Origin of the sequence: Stenotrophomonas sp. TWI809 (assembly GCF_039673205.1) — a bacterium.
Lineage (GTDB): Bacteria > Pseudomonadota > Gammaproteobacteria > Xanthomonadales > Xanthomonadaceae > Stenotrophomonas.
This window is the reverse complement of sequence record NZ_JBDJLE010000003.1, coordinates 209,440-223,191: the sequence shown is the minus strand read 5'-3', so window position 1 is coordinate 223,191 and position 13,752 is coordinate 209,440. Positions and strand designations below refer to the sequence as shown.

14 protein-coding genes are annotated in these 13,752 nt (G+C 67.2%); 5 read left to right on the top strand and 9 right to left on the bottom strand.

The window, feature by feature from the left end; translation table 11 throughout:
- The first annotated feature begins 6 nt into the window (after positions 1–6).
- The 3 genes from ABE472_RS04180 to ABE472_RS04170 all read left to right on the top strand — a co-directional run bounded on the left by ABE472_RS04180 (position 7) and on the right by ABE472_RS04170 (position 2,636).
- Positions 7–615: a YigZ family protein gene (locus ABE472_RS04180; protein WP_313211568.1), complete on the top strand. Its 609-nt coding sequence runs from the start codon at positions 7–9 to the stop codon at positions 613–615.
- Positions 608–2,374: an ABC transporter transmembrane domain-containing protein gene (locus ABE472_RS04175; RefSeq protein ID WP_346465585.1), complete on the top strand. Its 1,767-nt coding sequence runs from the start codon at positions 608–610 to the stop codon at positions 2,372–2,374. Before ABE472_RS04180 ends, ABE472_RS04175 begins: the two co-directional genes overlap by 8 nt.
- Positions 2,375–2,441: 67 nt before the next feature.
- Positions 2,442–2,636 carry a hypothetical protein gene (locus tag ABE472_RS04170; RefSeq protein ID WP_313211565.1) on the top strand — a complete coding sequence of 65 codons (195 nt, stop codon included), beginning with the start codon at positions 2,442–2,444 and terminating at the stop codon, positions 2,634–2,636.
- A 147-nt stretch (positions 2,637–2,783) separates the two neighbouring features.
- Here the strand turns inward: ABE472_RS04170 and ABE472_RS04165 are convergent, their stop codons facing one another.
- The 6 genes from ABE472_RS04165 to hrcA form a co-directional block, all read right to left on the bottom strand.
- Positions 2,784–3,896 carry a prephenate dehydrogenase gene (locus tag ABE472_RS04165; RefSeq protein ID WP_346465583.1) on the bottom strand — a complete coding sequence of 371 codons (1,113 nt, stop codon included), beginning with the start codon at positions 3,894–3,896 and terminating at the stop codon, positions 2,784–2,786.
- Entirely contained in the window at positions 3,893–4,801 is a 909-nt protein-coding gene (pdxY, locus tag ABE472_RS04160) for a pyridoxal kinase (protein WP_313211562.1), read from the bottom strand. The genes ABE472_RS04165 and pdxY overlap by 4 nt, the downstream gene beginning before the upstream one ends.
- Before the next feature lie 308 nt (positions 4,802–5,109).
- Complete coding sequence (gene dnaJ / locus ABE472_RS04155) at positions 5,110–6,246, bottom strand: molecular chaperone DnaJ (RefSeq protein WP_121042065.1); 1,137 nt, start codon at positions 6,244–6,246, stop codon at positions 5,110–5,112.
- A 164-nt stretch (positions 6,247–6,410) separates the two neighbouring features.
- A complete protein-coding gene (dnaK, locus tag ABE472_RS04150; protein WP_259260393.1) occupies positions 6,411–8,339 on the bottom strand; it encodes a molecular chaperone DnaK in 1,929 nt (642 codons plus the stop codon).
- A 175-nt stretch (positions 8,340–8,514) separates the two neighbouring features.
- Complete coding sequence (gene grpE / locus ABE472_RS04145) at positions 8,515–9,030, bottom strand: nucleotide exchange factor GrpE (protein ID WP_121042061.1); 516 nt, start codon at positions 9,028–9,030, stop codon at positions 8,515–8,517.
- An 82-nt stretch (positions 9,031–9,112) separates the two neighbouring features.
- Positions 9,113–10,180 carry a heat-inducible transcriptional repressor HrcA gene (gene hrcA / locus ABE472_RS04140; RefSeq protein ID WP_088433152.1) on the bottom strand — a complete coding sequence of 356 codons (1,068 nt, stop codon included), beginning with the start codon at positions 10,178–10,180 and terminating at the stop codon, positions 9,113–9,115.
- A gap of 125 nt (positions 10,181–10,305) precedes the next feature.
- Between hrcA and recN the strand changes: the two genes are divergently transcribed.
- Complete coding sequence (gene recN, locus ABE472_RS04135) at positions 10,306–11,967, top strand: DNA repair protein RecN (protein ID WP_346465581.1); 1,662 nt, start codon at positions 10,306–10,308, stop codon at positions 11,965–11,967.
- Between the two features lie 125 nt (positions 11,968–12,092).
- Here the strand turns inward: recN and fur are convergent, their stop codons facing one another.
- Positions 12,093–12,500 carry a ferric iron uptake transcriptional regulator gene (fur, locus tag ABE472_RS04130; protein WP_070470227.1) on the bottom strand — a complete coding sequence of 136 codons (408 nt, stop codon included), beginning with the start codon at positions 12,498–12,500 and terminating at the stop codon, positions 12,093–12,095.
- Between the two features lie 104 nt (positions 12,501–12,604).
- Between fur and bamE the strand changes: the two genes are divergently transcribed.
- On the top strand, positions 12,605–12,997 hold the full coding sequence (gene bamE, locus ABE472_RS04125; RefSeq protein ID WP_019183163.1) for an outer membrane protein assembly factor BamE: 393 nt from the start codon (positions 12,605–12,607) through the stop codon (positions 12,995–12,997).
- A gap of 16 nt (positions 12,998–13,013) precedes the next feature.
- Here the strand turns inward: bamE and ABE472_RS04120 are convergent, their stop codons facing one another.
- Both ABE472_RS04120 and ABE472_RS04115 read right to left on the bottom strand, forming a co-directional pair.
- Entirely contained in the window at positions 13,014–13,274 is a 261-nt protein-coding gene (locus ABE472_RS04120; RefSeq protein ID WP_346465579.1) for an RnfH family protein, read from the bottom strand.
- A 3-nt stretch (positions 13,275–13,277) separates the two neighbouring features.
- Positions 13,278–13,706, bottom strand: coding sequence for a type II toxin-antitoxin system RatA family toxin (locus tag ABE472_RS04115; protein ID WP_026069778.1), 429 nt, complete (start codon positions 13,704–13,706; stop codon positions 13,278–13,280).
- Positions 13,707–13,752 lie beyond the last annotated feature (46 nt).

The window sequence follows — 13,752 nt, the reverse complement described above, 5'->3', positions numbered from 1 at the left end:
ATGGGAATGCCCGATACGCTCGCCACCCCCGTCAGCCACAGCCTGGAGATCAAGCACAGCCGCTTCATCGCCCATGCCGCGCCAATCCAGCATGCAGCCGCTGCGTTGGCGTTCCTGCAGCAGGTCGCCGTCGCCGATGCCACCCACAACTGCTGGGCCTACCGCTACGGCAACGACTACCGCTCCAGCGACGACGGCGAGCCGTCCGGCACCGCCGGACGCCCGATCCTGGCCGCCATTGATGGCCAGGGCTTCGATCGCGTGATGGTCGTGGTGACACGCTGGTACGGCGGCATCAAGCTCGGTGCCGGCGGCCTGGTCCGTGCTTATGGCGGCACTGCCGCCGAGTGCCTGCGGGTAGCCCCGCGGCTGCCCCTGATCGCCATGGCCGAGCTGGACGTGCAGGCCGGCTTCGAGGATCTGGGCCCGCTGCATGCCGCCCTGGGCGCCCATCTGGCCGAGAAAGTGGACGAAGCGTTCACCGCCGACGGCGTGAACCTGCACCTGCGCTTGCCGGCAGATCAGGTCGAACCGTTGAAAAACCGCCTCCGCGACGCCACTCGTGATCGTGTCCGTATTGAATCCCGCATCGAACCAGGCCCATCGAATGACTGACGCACCCGTTCCGAACGACACGCCGATGCGCCGATTGGGCAGCTTGAACACCTTGTGGCCGTTCGTCCGCCGGCACGTTGGGCTGTTCAGCGCCTGGCTGGTGGCCTTGGCGGTGTCCTCGGTGGCCACCCTGAGCCTGCCGGTCGCGGTGCGCCAGATGATCGACCACGGCTTCACCAGCGGCGGCCAGATCAACAAGGCCTTCGCGCTGCTGTTCCTGGTCGCGGTGGTGCTGGCCCTGGCCACCGCCGCGCGCTTCTTCTTCGTCTCGCTGCTGGGCGAAAAGGTGGTCGCCGATCTGCGCAGCCGCCTGTACGCCCATCTGATCACGCTGGGTGCCGGCTTCCACGACCGCAGCCGCAGCGGCGAGCTGGTCTCGCGCCTGACCGCCGACAGCGAACTGCTGCGCAGCGTGATCGGCTCGACCATGTCGGTGGCCCTGCGCAGCAGCGTGACCGTGGTCGGCAGCCTGGTGATGCTGTTCGTGACCAGCCCGCACCTGGCGGCGTGGTCGCTGGTCGGCATTCCGCTGGCGGTGTTGCCGATCATCATCGGCGCCCGCCGCCTGCGCAACATCGCGCGCGCCAGCCAGGACCGCATCGCCGATGCCAACAGCCTGGCCTCGGAAACCCTGGGGGCGGTACGCACCGTCCAGGCCCACGCCCGCGAACCGTATGAGCGCGGCCGCTTCAATGCCGCGCTGGGCGATGCGATCGGTGCCGCACGCCGCCGCATCCGCGCCCAGTCGATCGTCACCGCCAGCGCCATCGTGCTGGTGTTCGGCGCCATCGTCGGCGTGCTGTGGCTGGGCGCGCACGAAGTGATCGACGGCAACATGAGCGCCGGTACGCTGGGCCAGTTCGTGCTGTATGCGCTGATCGGCGGCGGTTCGGTCGGCGCGCTGGCCGAGGTCTGGAACGAGCTGCAGCGTGCGTCGGGTGGCATGGGTCGCATCGCCGAACTGCTGCAGGAAGACGTGGAGATCACCGCCCCGGCCCATCCCACCCCGTTGCCGCAGCCACTGCGCGGCGAGATCCGTTTCGAGGATGTGGTGTTCCACTACCCCCAGCGCCCGGATACCGCTGCGCTGGACCATGTGGATCTGCACGTGCGCCCGGGTGAAACGGTCGCGCTGGTCGGCCCCTCCGGCGCAGGCAAGAGCACCATCCTGTCGATGCTGCTGCGCTTCCACGATCCCGCGGCCGGTCGCATCCTGGTCGATGGCGTGGATCTGCGCGAGGTCGATCCGGCGCAGCTGCGCGAACAGCTGGCGCTGGTGCCGCAGCAGCCGACCCTGTTTGCCAGCAGTGCGTTCGAGAACATCCGCTATGGCCGCCTGGAGGCAACGGACGAGGAAGTGCAGCGCGCGGCCGAAGCCGCGGAGGCCGATGAATTCCTGCAGGCCCTGCCCGAAGGCTATACCAGCGAGCTGGGCGAGCGCGGTGCGCGCCTGTCCGGCGGCCAGCAGCAGCGCATCGCGATCGCGCGCGCCCTGCTCAAGGACGCCCCGATCCTGCTCCTCGATGAAGCCACCAGTGCACTGGATGCACAAAGCGAGCGCGCGGTGCAGCAGGCGCTGGAGCGGTTGATGGCCGGTCGCACCACGCTGGTGATCGCGCACCGCCTGGCCACCGTGCTGAAGGCTGACCGCATCGTGGTCATGGACCACGGCCGCATCGTCGCCCAGGGCACGCATGCCGAGCTGCTGGCCGAGGGCGGTCTCTACGCCGAACTGGCGCGCCTGCAATTCATCGATTGATGACGGGCCGGTAACACCGGCCATCGCATCCTGCAGCCCTCACTGGATGCGCTGCAGGAGGTGTTTCATGTCGTTCCGACAGTTCCCCGCCACCGACGCCAACGGCGACGATTACGTCATCATCGAGTTCAAGGATGAGCAGGCAGATGCCGCTCCAGGCACCGGCCAGAGCGCGCGTTACGAGCTGGCCGATGGCCGCCATCTGATCCGCGACGGCCGTGAGTTCCGGACGGCAGGCGGCGAGCTCACCCTCGTCACCTGAGGCGTTGAAAAAAAGTTACGCGGATGTTGGTCAATTTTTGACCAAGCATCTTGACAGCCTTTTACTGCAAGGCGCGTACGCACTTATCCACATGTTTGTGCGCAGATCATCCACACCCCCTGTGGATGAATGCTGCAGCGCACCGTGTCAGCGCACCAGCACGCGGCCGATACCCGAGGCATCGATCTCGATGGCCGCCGCCTGCAGCGCAAGGGCATCGCTGCCCACCACGAACCCCACCCGGAAGTGCACCTCGCCTGCCGGCGTCCGCGAGGAATGGATCGAGGCCAGGCTGACGCCGTGCCGCTCGAACACATGCAGCAACTCACGCAGTGAACCGGGCCGGTCTTCGGGCAGGTGCACGCTGATCGCGTTGCGTTCGGTCAGATCGGCCAGCAGGTAGCCGACCCGCTCGAAGGTGTAGTTGCCGTCGGCCAGCACCTCCGCACCCATGCTGTCACGGTTGTCCAGCAGCAACTGCTGGCGGAACGCCGCGCGCGCCGCGTCATCGCCCTGCTCCAGCTGTGCCCGCAACTGCTGCAACTGCGCCAACAGGCGGTCCAGCATCGGCGCCACGTGCGGGTTGCCGAACTGGATGTCTTCGTAGATCGCCGGATTGAGCGAGAGGATGCGCGCGATGATCGCGGTATCCAGCTCGAACGAGGCCGAGCGGTACGGCATCAAGGCCGGCAAGGCACCGAGTATCGGCGCGTACTCGCGCAGCACACCGGCCTGGGCCAGGTGGGTGGCATGCACCATCGCCTGCACCAGCGCCATGACCTGGTCGTGATGCTCGGGCGTGGCACGTACGCACTCCGCCTCCAGTGCCTCGCGCAGCTGCTGCACGAACGGCTGCCACTGCGTCAGGCGCGCCTCGCAGACCACCATCACCCTGCCCTTCAGCGTCGGTGCCTTGGGCGGAGCCGTCATCGGATGCAGCCCCACCACCTCGGCCTGCGAAGCGAGCATCGCCTCGACCGGGGCCGATTTGACCGAGGTGACATCCAACCACAGACGACCGGCTTCGCGACCAGCCGAGCGCGCAACGTACTCGGCGATCAACGCGGGCGTGTGCCGGATCGGCGCCGAGAAGATCAACACGTCGGCGCGATCAAGCAGCGTTTCCGGACTGTCCGACGCGGGGTCGGCCGGGTCATGGCCGATCACTTCCAGGCCGAGGCGTTGCTCCAGGAAGCGGCGCAGCCAGCGCCCGTAGGCACCGTCGCTGCCGACAATGCCAACCACCGGTGTCAGACTCACGCCAGGCGCTCGGCGACGAAGCGATCCGGCAGTGCCAGTGCCGCCGGCGCCGCCGCCAGCACATCGAACTCTTCATGCCCGTTGGCCAGCGTGGTCTCCAGCGCGACATGCACGCCGGCGATGGCGCGTGAGATCGCCTGTTCGAAGGTTTCCCCACGCAGCAGGAACGCGACCAGCAACGACATCAGCACATCGCCGGTGCCGGCGACGTCCACCGGAAGATGCGGCGAGGACCAGCGCCAGATCGCGTCACGGCTCACCGCGAGCGTGACCAGCTGACCCGGATCGCCGCCGACGCTGTGCGCCAGCACCCACTCGGGACCGCGCGCCAACAGCGCCTGCGAGGCGGCGATCGCATCGTCCTGGGCCAGGCTGGGCATGCCGGTCAGGCGGCCGAGTTCAAAGGCATTCGGCGTGACCAGCCAGGCATGCGGCAGCAGACGTTCGGCGAAGACTTTTTCCAGGCCCGGCTCGACGTAAGGGCCGGTGTGGGTGTCGCCAATCACCGGGTCCAGGCAATAACGCAGCTGCGGCGAAGACGGCAGCACCGCATCGAGCCAGTCGGCGAAGGCCGCCCCATTGCCGACGCTGCCGAAATAGCCGGAGACCAGCATGCGGGCGCGCTGCGGCAGGCCGCGCTCACCCGCGCCCAGCAGCAGATCGGCGAACCAGTCCGAGGGCAGCACGCGGCCGCGCGTGGTGTCGTAGAACGGCGCATTGCTGAGCAGCGTGGTGGGGATTTCGGCCACGCGCACGCCCAGCGCGCGCAGCGGCGGCACGGCCGCGCTGTTGCCGGCATAGCCGTAAACGAGCTGGGACTGCACCGAGATGACGTCGACCGGCGACGGACCGTCCGGGCGCTGGCGGCGGCCGTGGACCAGGTGGCTTTCGAGGGATTCGTTCATGCCGACATTTTACGCCCGGTGCCGCCCGGTAGAGCCACCCCATGGGTGGCTGTCGATTCACGGTAGAGCCACCCCATGGGTGGCTGTCGATCCACGGTAGAGCCACCCCATGGGTGGCTGTCGATCCACGGTAGAGCCACCCCAGGGGTGGCTGTCGATCCACGGTAGAGCCACCCCATGGGTGGCTGTCGATCCACCCGGCACCGCGTGCAGCCACCCATGGGGTGGCTCTACCCCCCGGTCTGCGCGCACAAAAAAGGCCCCCTGTTTCCAGGGGGCCTTCGGTAATTCACTGAAACCCGTGACGCTTACGACGTCATCCGGTCCCAGAAGCCCTTCACGCCATCGATGAAGGTCGCCGACTTCGGCGAATGCTTGCGCGCTTCCTCACCGGTGAAGGTGGTTTCGAACTGTTCCAGCAGCTTGCGCTGCTCCGGGGTGAGGTTGACCGGGGTCTCCACCACCACGCGGCAGTACAGGTCGCCTTCGCTGCGGCTGCGTACCGAACGCACGCCCTTGCCACGCATGCGGAACAACTTGCCGGTCTGGGTCTCGGCCGGAATGCGGATCTCGGCATAGCCGCCGAGGGTCGCTACACGGACGGTATCGCCCAAGGCCGCCTGCGAGATGCGGATCGGCACTTCGCAGTGCAGGTCGTCGCCGTCGCGCTGGAAGATCGCGTGCTCGCGCACCCGCACTTCCACATACAGATCGCCCGCCGGGGTGCCGGCCGGACCGGCCTCGCCTTCACCGGACAGACGGATGCGGTCGCCGGTGTCGACGCCCGCGGGCACCTTGACCGACAACACTTTGTCTTCCTCGACACGGCCATTGCCGTGACAGGTCTTGCAGGGGTTCTGGATGATCTGGCCACGGCCGTTGCAGTGGTGGCAGGCCTGCTGCATCGCGAAGATGCCGCGCTGGATGCGCACCTGGCCCTGGCCACGGCAGACCGAACAGGTCTCGACCTTGCCGTCTTCCGAACCGCTGGCGTTGCAGTCATCACACTCGACCAGACTCGGAATCTCGATGCGGCGCTCCACGCCCATCACCGCTTCTTCCAGGTCCAGTTCCATCACGTAGCCGATATCGGCGCCACGACGGGCCTGGCGCGGACCACCACCACCGGCGCCACCGCCGAAGATGTTGCCGAAGATGTCACCGAAGATATCGCCCATGTCCGGGCCACCCGGACCACCGCCACCGCCGCCCATGCCGTGCTCGAATGCCGCATGGCCGTGGGCATCGTACATCCGGCGCTTGTTGCCGTCGGACAGGGTTTCGTAGGCTTCCTTGCATTCCTTGAAGGCGGCCTCTGCCTCGTTGTCACCCGGATTGCGGTCCGGATGGAACTTCATCGCGCAACGGCGATAGGCCTTCTTCAGTTCTTCATCGCTGGCGGTGCGGGACACGCTCAGCACTTCGTAGTAATCGCGCTTGCTCATAACTTGAATCGGGTTCCGGAAGTCGGGATTCGTCAAAGCGGAAGAGCGGCACCAGGTCCGCTCTTTCGCCGGGCGCCCCGACAGGCCGGGAGACGGCTGTCAGGACCAGAAGGGGGATAGGACAACGGGACGCTGCCTGCGCAACGTCCCGTGTCGTGTCCGGATCAGGACTTCTTGTCGTCCTTGACTTCGGTGAACTCGGCGTCGACCACATCGTCGTGCGCGCCGCTGTTGCCACCGGCATCCGGGCCCGGTGCCGCGCCGCCCTGCTCGGCCGCCGCGGAGGCCGCGAACAGGGCCTGGCCGGCTTCTTCCAGCACCTTCGACTTGGCTTCGATCTGTGCCTTGTCGTCGCTCTTCATCGCGGTTTCCAGATCGGCCAGGGCCGACTCCACCTTGCCGATCACATCGCCACCGACCTTGCTGCCGTGCTCGGTGATCGCGGTACGGGTACCGTGGATCAGCGCGTCAGCCTGGTTGCGGGCCTGGACCAGCTCATGGAACTTCTTGTCTTCTTCGCGGTTGGCTTCCGCGTCGGCGACCATGCGCGCGATCTCGTCCTCGGACAGACCCGAACCTGCCTTGATCTCGACCTTCTGTTCCTTGTTGGTCTTCTTGTCCTTGGCCGACACGTGCAGGATGCCGTTGGCGTCGATGTCGAAGGACACTTCCACCTGCGGCAGACCGCGCGGCGACGGCTCGATGCCGGACAGGTCGAACTTGGCGAGCGACTTGTTGAAGCGGGCCTGCTCGCGCTCACCCTGCAGCACGTGCACGGTCACGGCCGACTGGTTGTCCTCGGCGGTGGAGAACACCTGCGAGGCCTTGGTCGGGATGGTGGTGTTCTTCTCGATGATCTTGGTGAACACGCCACCCAGGGTCTCGATGCCCAGCGACAGCGGGGTCACGTCCAGCAGCAGCACGTCCTTGACGTCGCCGCCCAGCACGCCGCCCTGGATCGCAGCACCCAGTGCCACGGCTTCGTCCGGGTTGACGTCCTTGCGCGGTTCCTTGCCGAAGAACTCGGTCACGGCCTGCTGCACCTTCGGCATGCGGGTCTGACCGCCGACCAGGATCACTTCACCGATGTCGCTCGAACGCAGGCCGGCATCATTCAGCGCGATGCGGCACGGCTCGATCGACTTCTTGATCAGGTCTTCCACCAGCGCTTCCAGCTTGGCGCGGGTCAGCTTGATGTTCAGGTGCTTCGGGCCCGACGCGTCAGCGGTGACGTACGGCAGGTTCACTTCGGTCTGCTGGCTGGTGGACAGCTCGATCTTGGCACGCTCGGCGGCGTCCTTCAGGCGCTGCAGGGCAAGCGGATCCTTGCGCAGGTCGATGCCCTGGTCCTTGTTGAACTCGTCGACGAGGTACTCGATGACGCGGTTGTCGAAATCTTCGCCGCCCAGGAAGGTGTCACCGTTGGTGGCCAGCACTTCGAACTGCTTCTCACCGTCGACGTTGGCGATCTCGATGATCGACACGTCGAAGGTGCCGCCGCCCAGATCGTACACAACGATCTTGCGGTCACGGCCGTCACCCTTGTCCAGGCCATAGGCCAGGGCAGCAGCGGTCGGCTCGTTGATGATGCGCTTGACTTCCAGACCGGCGATGCGGCCGGCGTCCTTGGTGGCCTGGCGCTGGCTGTCATTGAAGTAAGCCGGCACGGTGATCACGGCCTCGGTGACGGTCTCACCCAGGAACGCTTCGGCGGTCTTCTTCATCTTCTCCAGCACGCGGGCGGAGATTTCCTGCGGGGCCATCTTCTTGCCGTCGCTGGTCTGGACCCAGGCGTCGCCGTTGTCATGGGCCAGGATGCCGTAGGGCACGTGCGCGATGTCCTTCTGGACTTCAGCGTCGGTGAACTTGCGGCCGATCAGGCGCTTGACAGCGTAGAAGGTGTTCTTCGGGTTGGTCACCGCCTGGCGCTTGGCCGAGGCGCCGACCAGGACTTCGCCGTCCTTGGTGTAGGCGACGATGGAGGGCGTGGTGCGATCGCCTTCCGAATTTTCGATGACGCGGGCCTTGCCGCCGTCCATGATCGCCACACACGAGTTGGTGGTGCCGAGGTCGATACCAATGATCTTGCCCATGAGGGAGACTCCTGAAAGTTCTGGGTACATCCGGCAGCTGCCGGGTTATGAATGGGATGTGTGGGACGCTGCGGACACTTTCAAGCCGTCCATCAAACACAGTGTTCGATGGCGACCCAACGCGTTCAGCGTCCGGTCGGACCGCCGGGCCCGGCCCGGCGGACCGACCCGTGGGTCAGTCGCGGGCCACCACGACCAGCGCCGGCCGCAGCAGGCGGTCGTTGAGCAGGTAGCCCTTCTGGAACACCTGCACCACGCTGCCGGGCGCCGCGCCGGGCGCGTCGACCTGGCTGATGGCCTGGTGGTGGTCCGGGTTGAAGGTCTGGCCGGTCGGGTCGAGCAGGGTCAGGCCATTGTCGGCGGCGACCTTGAGCAGCTGCTTGTAGGTCAGTTCGAGACCTTCGCGCAGCGGGCTCGGCTCGCTGCCGGCGGCATTGAGGCCGGCATCGAGGCTGTCGAACACCGGCAGCAGCTCGCCGAGCAGCTTTTCATTGGCGAAGCGGCGCGCCTGTTCCACGTCACGGGCAACGCGCTTGCGCTGGTTGTCCAGGTCGGCGCGTTCGCGCAGCGACTCCGAACGCAGCAGGGCCAGCTCGTTGTGCAGGCTGTCCAGCTGCTGCTGCAGGGACGGCTCAGCGCCCGGCTCGCCGGCGGGATTCTGGGATGCGATATCTGACTGATCTTGGTTCATTTCCGGATCCTTGGCGGTGACTCTCCGCCTCCACCCACCCCTATGTGGGCGCGGCTACGGGATTCAAGAGTCCAGGGCCGCTTTATGCGCGATCGCGGGACAATCCGCCGCCCGCGGGCGAGCCCAGCGCGGCCCCCAGCACCTGGGCGGTGGCTTCCACCAGCGGGATCATGCGGTCGTAGGCCATCCGCTTCGGGCCGATCACCCCCAGCACCCCCAGCACCTGGCCATCGGCCGAGTACGGGGCGGTGACCAGGGAGACGCTCTCCAGCGGCATCACCCCGGTCTCCTCGCCGATGAAGATGCGCACGCCCGGGGCCTGGATGGTGCGCTCGAGCAACTGCAGGATCTCGCGCTTGCTGGCGAACACATCGAACAGCTCGCGCAGGCGCTCCAGATCGGACAGGTCCTGCACGCCCATCAGGCGGGTCTGCCCGGCCAGCACCATGTCATCGGCCGGCGGCACCATCGCCTGCTCGGCCAGCTCGATGCTGTGCGCCAGCAACTGCTCCATTTCCGACTGCGCATCGCGCAGCTCCAGCAGCAGCCGGGCCCGGATCTCGGCCAGCGGCCGACCGGCGCAGTTCGCATTGAGGTAGTTGGCGACCTGCTCCAGCTCGCCGGGGTTGAAGCCGCGGCGAGGCTCGATCACCCGGTTCTGCACCTCGTTGTCGGCGAACACCAGGATCGCCAGCACCCGGCGCGCGTCCAGCGCCACGAAATCGATATGCCGGAACGCGAACTGCTCCCGGCGCGGGGCGCTGACCACCCCGACGAAATGGCTCATCGCCGAAAGCAGCTCCGAGGCACTGCCGAGCAGGGCCTGGGTGCCGGTGCCGGTGGCCAGCTCGGTGCGCAGGCGGCTGAGCTCGCCCTCGCCCGGCGGCTGCATCTTGACCAGGCTGTCCACGAACACCCGGTAGCCGTGCGCGGTCGGCACCCGACCGGCCGAGGTATGCGGCGAGCTGAGCAGGCCCAGGTCTTCCAGGTCGCCCAGAATGTTGCGGATCGTGGCCGGACTGACGTCCAGGCCGGCATGCCGGGCAAGGGTCTGCGAGCCGACCGGTTCGCCATCCTGGATGTGGCGCGCGATCAGCGTCCGCAGCAGATGGCGGGCACGCGGGGCGAGATGGGACGCGGAAGGATGCATGGAATCAGCCTGTGAGACGCCCACTTAGATAATGGCTGCACGGGGCGTTGGCAAGTCATTGGAGACGCCCCCCGCCCATGCTAGCGTGCGCGGCTTGGAGACGCCCCTCGTGTACAACGTAGACCATGCTTAGACATCTATCGATCAAGGATTTCGCGGTCGTCCGCGCCACCGAGCTGGAATTCGGCGCCGGCATGACCGTGGTCTCAGGTGAAACCGGCGCGGGCAAGTCGCTGATGGTGGACGCGCTGGGCTTTTTGTCCGGGCTGCGCGCCGACAGCGGCGTGGTCCGCCACGGCGCCGCGCGCGCCGAGCTCTCGGCCGAATTCGCGCCATTGGCCGACGCCCCGGCGCGCCAGTGGCTGCGCGACAACGAGCTGGACGACGAAGAACAGTGCCAGTTGCGACGGGTGATCCGTGCCGACGGTGGCTCGCGCGCCTTCATCAACGGCCGCCCGGTGACGCTGACCCAGCTGACCGAGCTGGCCAGCATGCTGGTCGAGATCCACGGCCAGCACGAACAGCAGGCCCTGCTCTCGCGCCCCTCGCAGCTCTCGCTGCTGGATGCCTTTGCCCGCAACGATGCCGAGCGCGCCCAGGTCCGCCAGACCGCCGCACGCTGGCAGACGCTGGTGGACGAAGCCGAGGCGCTCTCGCGCCAGGGCGACGTGAGCGACCGGATCGGCTATCTGGAACACCAGCTCAGCGAGCTCAAGCGCGAAGACCTGGACCCGGCCTCGATCGCCACCCTGGGCAGCAGCCACCGCCGCCAGGCCCATGCCAGCGCGCTGATCGGCGCCTGCGACGTGGCCGTCAGCCGCCTCAATGGCGATGACGAGGTCTCGGTGCTGCAGCTGCTGCAGCAGACCCGGCATGATCTGGCCCGCGTGGCCGAACACGACAGCCGGCTCGGCGAGGTCGATGCCCTGCTCGACAGCGCCGCCATCCAGCTGGACGAAGCGCTGTCATTGCTCGACCGCGTCCATGACGACCTGGATGCCGACCCGGAGCAGTTCGAGGATATCGAGCGCCGTCTCGGCCGCCTGCACGACCTCGCCCGCAAGCACCGCGTGCCGATGGAAGGGCTGGGCGAGCATCGCGACGCCATGGAAGCCGAAGTCGAGCAGCTGCGCGGTGCCGACGAGCGCCTGCAGGTCCTGGCCGGCGAGATCGACCGTGCCGCTGGCCAGTGGAAGACCGTGGCCGAGGTGCTCAGCGCCAGCCGCCGGAAGGCCGCCAAGGCCCTGTCAGACACCACCACCACCCTGATCGGCGAGCTGGGCATGGGCGGCGGCCAGTTCCTGATCGAGATCGAGCCGCAGACCGTGGTCAAGCCGGACCCGAACGGCGCCGAGCGGGTCGAGTTCCTGGTCGCCGCCAACGCCGGCCAGCCGCCGCGTGCCCTGCGCAAGGTCGCCTCGGGCGGTGAGCTGTCCCGTATCTCGCTGGCGATCGAAGTGGCCGCGCTGGGCCTGGATGCGGTGCCGACCATGGTCTTCGACGAAGTCGATTCGGGCATCGGCGGCGCCGTGGCCGATATCGTCGGGCAGAAGCTGCGCGCCTTGGGCGAGAAGCGTCAGGTGCTGTGCGTCACCCACCTGCCGCAGGTCGCCTCCAAGGGCCACGCCCACTACCGGGTCAGCAAGGCGCCGGTGGACGGCATGACCCAGAGCGCGGTCGAGAAGCTGGATACCAAGGCCCGCGAGGAAGAGCTGGCCAGGATGCTGGGCGGCGTGGAAGTCAGCAAGGAAGCCCGGGCTGCGGCGCGCAAGCTGCTGCAGGTCTGAGGGCCCCGTGATGGGTAGTGCCGGCCGCTGGCCGGCTCCCCGCCGGATCCGGCGCCTGGCGCTGAAAGCAAAAACCCCGGGCATGCCCGGGGTTTTTTGATCGCATCCGGGTCGCCAGCGGCCCGTTACCGGCGCTTCTTGCGCACGTAGAGCACCAGCGAGTGCTCTTCCAGCTCGTAGCCATGGTCGGCCGCGATCTTGCGCTGCAGCTCTTCGATCTCGTGGCTTTCAAATTCGATGATCTTGCCGCTGTCCACATCGACCATGTGGTCGTGGTGGCCACCGCGATCCAGCTCGTAGACGGCCTGGCCGCCTTCGAAATTGTGCTTCAGCACCAGGCCGGCGGCCTCGAACTGGGTCAGCACCCGGTACACCGTGGCCAAGCCGATCTCATCACCGTGCTCCAGCAGCTGGCGGTAGATGTCTTCGGCGGTCATGTGGTGGCTGGCATTGCGCTGCTCGAGCAGCGCCAGGATCCGCATACGCGGGTGGGTCACCTTGAGGCCGACTTTGCGCAGGTCGTGGGTTTCCATAGTTCTCCGTTCATTGGCGATTTAGCGCCAGCTGCCTCGGATTGGGTCGCGGCGACACGTCGGGAGTGTATCATCGACTCGATTTCCCCAAACGCCATTCCCCGATGCGCAATCTCCTGCTGGTCGCCGCCGTTGCCCTGTCCACCACGGGCTGCGGCATCATTTACAAGCAACCCATCTATCAGGGCAACCTGATCCGGGAGCAGGCCGTCGGTCAGCTGCAGGTGGGCCAGAGCAAGCAGCAGGTCAACGCCCTGCTTGGCACGCCCTCCATCCCGGACCCGTTCCACGCCCAGCGCTGGGACTACACCGCCAGCCAGCGCGTGAACCGCGTGGGCAAGACGGAAGTGAAGAACTTCACCGTCTACTTCGAGAACGATGCGGTCACCCGCTGGGACGGCGAGTACTTCGCCAGCGACGACGCCCAGCTGGCCCGCAGCACGCTGCGCCAGTTCGGCCGCAACCTGCCCAAGGACAAGAAGAAGCGCGGCCGCTGAGGCCTGCCTTCTTCACTCAGCTGCCGGCGCGTGCGCGCCGGCGGCGGTTGTCTTTCGGGTCGGCCAGCAGCGGACGCAGCAGCTCGACCCGGTCGCCCTCGCGCAGCACCTGATCCGGCTTGGCCAGCAGGCCGTGCACGGCTACGGCCGGGCATGGCGCGCTGCCGTCAATGGCGGCCACCGCGATGGCCTCGGCGATCGTGGCGCCTTCGGGCAGCGACAGCACCCGCGACGCGGCCCGATCGGGCCAGGCCAGCACCACCTCGACGGTGATCACCGCTCAGTCCTGGGCGTCGGCGACGCGGACGAAATCGTTCACCATGCGGTCGGCCAGGCCCTGGAAGCCCAGCGCCAGGGCCGGACCAAGCAGACGTGAGGTCGGCTCGAACTCCAGCGTCAGCGTGACCTTGCAGGCGTCCTCGGCCAGCGCATGGAACTCCCAGCGCCCGTGCAGACGCTTGAACGGCCCGTCCTTAAGCTGCATATCGATGCTGTGCGGGCGCTGCAGCGTGTTCTCGGTCATGAACCAGGTCGAGAACGACCCAAAGCCCAGATCCAGGCGCGCGACCAGGCGGTCCGGGCCGGACTCCAGGATCTGCGAGGCCGAACACCAGCGGAAGCGGCGCGGATAGGCGTCAATATCATTGACCAGGTCGAACATGCGGGCAGCCGAATGTTCGACCAGGGCACTACGTCGGATAGTTGGCATGCGATACAGATGTCTGATGAATCGACCGGGCGTGCCCGAATCGGAG

Coding starts and splice junctions, on each gene's coding strand:
- ABE472_RS04180 (WP_313211568.1), top strand. CDS start 7: ATGCCCGATACGCTCGCCACCCCCGTCAGCCACAGCCTGGAGATCAAG.
- ABE472_RS04175 (WP_346465585.1), top strand. CDS start 608: ATGACTGACGCACCCGTTCCGAACGACACGCCGATGCGCCGATTGGGC.
- ABE472_RS04170 (WP_313211565.1), top strand. CDS start 2,442: ATGTCGTTCCGACAGTTCCCCGCCACCGACGCCAACGGCGACGATTAC.
- pdxY (WP_313211562.1), bottom strand. CDS start 4,801: ATGAACGAATCCCTCGAAAGCCACCTGGTCCACGGCCGCCGCCAGCGC.
- dnaJ (WP_121042065.1), bottom strand. CDS start 6,246: ATGAGCAAGCGCGATTACTACGAAGTGCTGAGCGTGTCCCGCACCGCC.
- dnaK (WP_259260393.1), bottom strand. CDS start 8,339: ATGGGCAAGATCATTGGTATCGACCTCGGCACCACCAACTCGTGTGTG.
- grpE (WP_121042061.1), bottom strand. CDS start 9,030: ATGAACCAAGATCAGTCAGATATCGCATCCCAGAATCCCGCCGGCGAG.
- hrcA (WP_088433152.1), bottom strand. CDS start 10,180: ATGCATCCTTCCGCGTCCCATCTCGCCCCGCGTGCCCGCCATCTGCTG.
- recN (WP_346465581.1), top strand. CDS start 10,306: ATGCTTAGACATCTATCGATCAAGGATTTCGCGGTCGTCCGCGCCACC.
- fur (WP_070470227.1), bottom strand. CDS start 12,500: ATGGAAACCCACGACCTGCGCAAAGTCGGCCTCAAGGTGACCCACCCG.
- bamE (WP_019183163.1), top strand. CDS start 12,605: ATGCGCAATCTCCTGCTGGTCGCCGCCGTTGCCCTGTCCACCACGGGC.
- ABE472_RS04115 (WP_026069778.1), bottom strand. CDS start 13,706: ATGCCAACTATCCGACGTAGTGCCCTGGTCGAACATTCGGCTGCCCGC.